Genomic DNA, 5,449 nt, shown 5'->3' on the forward strand with positions numbered 1-5,449 from the left:
CCCACTACCGCCGCGACGAGGCGGCGATAGCCCGCCTCCTCGCCGCCCTCGGCCACACCCTGTGACCTGGAAACCGCGCACCGGACGGTCCTTCAGGACCGGGGGCCGGTCAACTATCGTCGGCGGCGGCAACGCTCCACGAGGGCGCGTTCCACGGGAACTGCGGAGTAGCTGTGCGCATCGGAATCATCGGCACGGGCACGGTCGGACAGACGCTGGCGAACAAGCTGGTGTCCCTCGGTCACGAGGTGACGCTGGGCTCGCGGACCAAGGACAACGAGAAGGCGCTGGCCTGGGCCGCGGCCGCGGGCCCGCACGGGCACTGCGGCACCTTCGCCGACGCGGCGGACTTCGGCGAGGTGGTGCTCAACGCGACCGGCGGCACGGTCGCGCTGGCGGCGCTGCGGGCGGCGGGGGCCGAGCGGCTGGCCGGCAAGCTGCTGATCGACGTGTCGAACCCGCTGGTCTTCTCCCCGGAGGGCGGCGTCACCCTCGACCCGGTCAACACGGACAGCGTCGGCGAGCAGATCCAGCGCGAGTTCCCGCAGGCCCGGGTGGTCAAGGCGCTCAACACGATGAACGTCTCGGTCATGGTCGACCCGGCCCGGCTGCCCGGCGAGCACAACCTGTTCGTCTCCGGGAACGACGACGCGGCCAAGGCCGAAGCGGTCGCGCTGCTCGGCGAGTTCGGCTGGCCGGCGGAGTGGATCATCGACCTCGGCGACATCACCGGCGCCCGCGCGACCGAGATGATGATGCCGTTCTGGCTGCGGCTCTACCGCCACTTCGGCACCGGCGAGTTCAACTACTCGTTCAAGCGCAACGCGTGACGGCCGCAGCCGGAGGCCCGGGCGGGGCTCGGGCAGCGGGACGGACGGGGGACAATGGACCGCATGTCCCGACGTCGCCCCGCTCCCCGAGCCGCCGCCTCCGCGCCCCGGCTGCTGCCCTCCTCCCCCTGCCCGTGCGGCCTGCCCGCCGCCTACGGCGACTGCTGCGGCCGCATGCACCGCGGCGTGGCGGAGGCCACCACGGCCGAGGCGCTGATGCGCTCGCGCTTCAGCGCCTTCGTCGTGCAGGACGAGGCGTACCTGCTGCGCAGCTGGCACCCGGACACCCGGCCGGACTCGGTGGACTTCGACCCGGCGCTGCGCTGGACCCGGCTGGAGGTCGACGCCACCATCGAGGGCGGCGCGTTCCACTCCGAGGGCACCGTCGCGTTCCGCGCGTACTGGACCGAGGGCGGCGAGGAGGGGGTGCTCAAGGAGCACAGCCGGTTCGTCCGGCACGAGGGCGCCTGGGTGTACCTCGACGCCCTCGCGATCGGCTGAACCGGCCGCGCCGCCCCGCCTACAGGTAGTCGTCCAGGCGGCCGAGGGAGTAGCCCTGCGCCGTGACCTCGTTCAGGACCTTGCGGAGCAGGTCCGGCATCGTGGCCTTCCAGATGTCGGCGCCCCGGAAGTGGGTGAGGATGATGTCGCCCGGATGGAGCTTCTGGTCGTCGTAGCGCCACTCCATGTGGTCGGGGAAGGCCTCCTCGTTCCACATCGGCACCGCCTGGACCCCGCAGGACGCGGCCGCGCGCAGCGTGTCGTCGTTGTACTCGCCGTACGGCGGGCGGAACAGCCGGGGGCGGACGCCGATCTGCTGCTCCAGCTGGTCCTGCTGGCTGCAGATCTCGTAGTGCTGGGTCTCGTAGTCGTGGATCTTCAGGTTGCGGTGGTTGATGGTGTGGTTGTTGATCTCCACGCCCTGGGAGTGGAGGTCGCGGAAGTACCCGTAGTTGTCGCGGGCGAGGTAGTCGGAGACGAAGGCGCTGAGCGGGATCCCGAGCTCGGCGGCCATCTTGTTGAACTGCGGGTCCTTCTCGGCGCCGTCGTCGACGGTCAGGAAGACCACCTTGTCGTCGGTGGGGACGCGGAAAACCACCGGCGGACGGCCGTCCTTGACCTTCACGCCCTGCATCGCCCGCAGCTGGGGCTTGGCGGCCGGGGGCGGGGGCGCCTTGAGCGGCGGCTCGGCCAGGCCCCAGCGCTGGGCGGTCTCGACGGCCTCGCGGGCGGCGTTCTCCACGCGGGCGACGGCCTCGCTGCTGCTCTCCTCCTCCTGGCGGGCGAGGCCCGGCAGCATCGGCGGCGCGGCGGGCGCGCGGGCGCCGGCGCGGTCGGCGGCGGGCTCCTCGGCGGCCCCGGCCGTGGCCGCCGGGGCCGGCGCGGCGGCGCTCGCGGCGGTGGCGGGTGCGGCCTTCGACCCGACGGGTCCGCACGGGCCGGCGCAGCCGGCGACGACGGCGGAGAGGCAGACGGTGGCCAGCAGACCGGTCCGCAGACCCCTCCGGGCCGGGTGACTCCCCCTCAAACCCCCATTAATGTGACGATCTGATGGTGCGTTCATAACCGCACTGCTCCCCCGCAGTGCACCCCCGCCAATCCCCCCATCACCCGCACGGCAGAGCGACCCGCCCGGGACCTTGCCCAAGCTTTGCCCTGCACAGGGCCATCGGACAGCCCCGGGCACGCCCCGAAAACCCGTTGCCGCCCGGCCTCCCGCGCAGCGATCATGCGGAGCATGACGACCGGCACCACCACCCGCAGCCCGGCCTCCTGGACCGTCGCCCCCGCCGACGTGACCTCCGCGGAGGCCCAGGCGCTGCTGCGCGAGTACTACTACGACGTCGCCAACCGGTACGGCCGGCTGCACCACGGCGAGGACTTCAGCACCGAGGTCCTGGAGGCCGGCCTCGCCGACACCCCCAGCGACGACCTCGCCGAGCCCACCGGTCTGTTCCTGATCGGCCGCTACGACGGCCTCGCCCAGTCCTGCGCCGGACTGCGCCGCCTCGACGCCACCACCGTCGAGCTCACCCGCGTCTACGTCCGCCCAGGCCTGCGCGGCACCGGCGGCGGCGCCCGCCTGCTCGCCGCCGTCGACTCCGCCGCCCGCGGCCTCGGCGCCGCGCGCATCGTCCTCGACACCCGCCTCGACCTCGTCGAGGCCCGCGCCCTCTACACGCGCCACGGCTACCGCGAGATCCCCGCCTACAGCAGCGGCCCGTACGCCGAGGTCTGGTACGGCAGGGACCTCACCGAGGTTCCCAGGTCAGGCAGTTAAGGCCTACCGGGCCAGCGCCTCGGCGAGTTCGGCGGACGAGGGCGGGTTCGCGCCCGGGCGGGAGACGGTGACGGCGGCGGCCGTCACCGCCTGGGCGAGGCAGCCGGCAAGCGGGGTGCCGGCCGCGCGGGCGTGCAGGAACGCGGCCATGAAGGAGTCCCCGGCGCCGACGGTGTCCGCGACCTGCACCCGGCGGGCCGCGGCCTCCTCCCTGGCCCCGTCCGCGGTGAGCGCGACGGCGCCGGCCGCGCCCAGCGTCACGGCCACGACGGCCGGGCCGAGGCCGAGCCAGCGCAGGGCCACGGACTCCGCGTCCTCGCCGGGGTAGAGCCAGGCCAAGTCCTCGTCGCTGGCCTTGACCACGTGGCTCAGCGCCACGCACCGCTCCACCCGGCGGACGGCCGCGGCCCGATCGCCCATCAGCGCGGGCCGCACGTTCGGGTCGTAGCTGACGCTCGCCCGCCCGCGCAGCCGCTCCACGATCCCCAGCACGGCGTCCGCGCCCGGCAGGGCCACGGCCGCGATCGAGCCCACGTGCACGTACCCGGGCGCGTCCTGGAGCGCGACGGGCCGCAGCGTCCAGCCGATGTCGAAGGCGTACTGCGCGCGCCCGTCACCGTCCAGCTCCACGACGGCCGACGGCGTCCGCGCCACCTCCTCGGCGTGCACCGTCACCCCGGCGCCCTCCAGGTGCGCCCGGATCAGCCGCCCGTGGGCGTCGTCCGCGAGCTCGGTGAGGAGCGAGGCCGCCCGCCCGAGGCGCGCCAGCCCGAACGCGACGTTCGCGGGGCTGCCACCGGGGTGCACCCGGTCCGGCTCGCCGTCGGCGCGGACGACGTCGGCGACGCACTCGCCGATCACCAGGAACTTCGGGGACGTGCTCGTCACGGCGGCCTCCTGGCGGTCCGGCTCGGAAGGGGCGGACCGCCAGCCTACGGGCTGCACGCGGGCATGAAAGTACGGCCGCCGGACCTGGCCAGGTTCTCCGACGGCCGTGGCCCCTCCCGTCAGGGGGTGGAGCTCTTCGACCGTATGACGGACCGCGACGGGGCTGCTACCGCAGTGCTCCGTCCGGGGGACGCGGCCGACCGGCCGTTCTCAGGGGGCGGCGATCGCGCTCAGGATCCTCGTGCGTGCCGCCTTCATCGCGGGGAGCACGGCGGCTGCGAGGCCGGCCAGGGCCGCTCCCGCCAGGACGGCGAGGATCGTCGTCCACGGGATGCTCAGCGCCGTGATGCCGTACAGGGTCAGGACCTGCTGGCCGGTGACGCCCCACGCGACGCCGAGGCCGAGGCCCAGCAGGGCGCCGTGCACGGCGATGAGGACGGACTCCAGGCGAACCATCCGGCCGATCTGGCCGCGTGAGGTGCCGACGGCGCGCAGCAAGCCGATCTCGCGGGTGCGCTCGATCACCGACAGGGCGAGGGTGTTGACCACGCCGAGGACGGCGATGACGATCGCGAGCGCGAGCAGGGCGTAGACCAGGTACAGGACGGTGTCGACCTGGCCGGTGACCTGCTTCTTGTAGTCGGCCTGGCTCTGCACCGTCACCTGCGGGTAGGGCGCGAGGGCCGTCTCCAGGGCCGACTGGACGGCCTGCTGGTCGCCGCCGGGCGCGGTGTTGAGGTAGAGCGCGAAGTCCTGGGCCTCGGGGGCGTACCTGGCGAGGGTGTCGAGGGAGACCTCCCAGCTGCCGCCGTCCTTGCCGGCACCGGCCGGTGGCTTGGCGATCGCGCCGACGGTGAGCGTGCCCACCGCGCCGTTGAGGAAGTGGAGTTCGACCTTCGAGCCGATCGCGAGGTGGTCGGCGTTGGCGGTGGTCTCGTCGACCATCAGCCCGCCCGCCGCCACGTCGGCGGTGGAGCCGGCCACGTACTGCGGCTTGACGGCCCGGTCGACGGTGGCGACGTCGACGCCCGACACCACCAGCTGGAAGCCGTTGAGGTGGGCGACGGCGTAGCGCTGGCGGGTGACGGCCCGGAGGCCGGGCACGGCCCTGACCCGGTCGGTGACCTCGTGGCCGATCGGGGTCGCGCCGTTGCCGGACAGGACGTAGTCGGCGCCGAAGGTGCTGTCGACGTCCCGGTCGACCGAGGTGGTCAGCGAGGCGGCCAGGACGGCGACGGCGCCGACCAGGGACAGGCTGATCATGAGGGCCCCGGCGGTGGCGCCGGTGCGGCGCGGGTTGCGGACGGCGTTGAGGCGGCTCATCCGGCCGACCGCGCCGAACAGGGCCGGGTACGGCGCGCCGAGCGCGTACACCACGATGCGGGAGAGCGCGGGGCCGAGCACCACCAGGGCCACCAGGGAGGCGACGATGCCGCCGCCGAGCAGGGCG

General features: G+C 74.1%; 6 protein-coding genes. 3 read left to right on the forward strand and 3 right to left on the reverse strand.

What is annotated here, in order from left to right; all coding sequences use genetic code 11:
- The first annotated feature begins 173 nt into the window (after positions 1 to 173).
- Both AB0O00_RS28155 and AB0O00_RS28160 read left to right on the forward strand, forming a co-directional pair.
- Positions 174 to 830, forward strand: coding sequence for an NAD(P)-binding domain-containing protein (locus tag AB0O00_RS28155; protein WP_363656408.1), 657 nt, complete (start codon positions 174 to 176; stop codon positions 828 to 830).
- Between the two features lie 63 nt (positions 831 to 893).
- A complete protein-coding gene (locus tag AB0O00_RS28160) occupies positions 894 to 1,331 on the forward strand; it encodes a YchJ family metal-binding protein (RefSeq protein ID WP_363656410.1) in 438 nt (145 codons plus the stop codon).
- A 19-nt stretch (positions 1,332 to 1,350) separates the two neighbouring features.
- Here the strand turns inward: AB0O00_RS28160 and AB0O00_RS28165 are convergent, their stop codons facing one another.
- Positions 1,351 to 2,358 carry a polysaccharide deacetylase family protein gene (locus tag AB0O00_RS28165; protein ID WP_363656412.1) on the reverse strand — a complete coding sequence of 336 codons (1,008 nt, stop codon included), beginning with the start codon at positions 2,356 to 2,358 and terminating at the stop codon, positions 1,351 to 1,353.
- 210 nt (positions 2,359 to 2,568) lie between these two features.
- On the opposite strand from AB0O00_RS28165, the gene AB0O00_RS28170 reads away from it, so the two are divergent.
- On the forward strand, positions 2,569 to 3,111 hold the full coding sequence (locus tag AB0O00_RS28170) for a GNAT family N-acetyltransferase (protein WP_363656414.1): 543 nt from the start codon (positions 2,569 to 2,571) through the stop codon (positions 3,109 to 3,111).
- 3 nt (positions 3,112 to 3,114) lie between these two features.
- On the opposite strand, the gene AB0O00_RS28175 is transcribed toward AB0O00_RS28170, so the two are convergent.
- Positions 3,115 to 3,999, reverse strand: coding sequence for a carbohydrate kinase (locus AB0O00_RS28175; protein WP_363656416.1), 885 nt, complete (start codon positions 3,997 to 3,999; stop codon positions 3,115 to 3,117).
- A 210-nt stretch (positions 4,000 to 4,209) separates the two neighbouring features.
- Positions 4,210 to 5,449 (reverse strand): ABC transporter permease (locus AB0O00_RS28180; RefSeq protein ID WP_363656418.1); only part of this gene is annotated, 1,240 nt, incomplete at its 5' end.

It is taken from the genome of Kitasatospora sp. NPDC093558, from assembly GCF_040683475.1.
Classification (GTDB): domain Bacteria; phylum Actinomycetota; class Actinomycetes; order Streptomycetales; family Streptomycetaceae; genus Kitasatospora.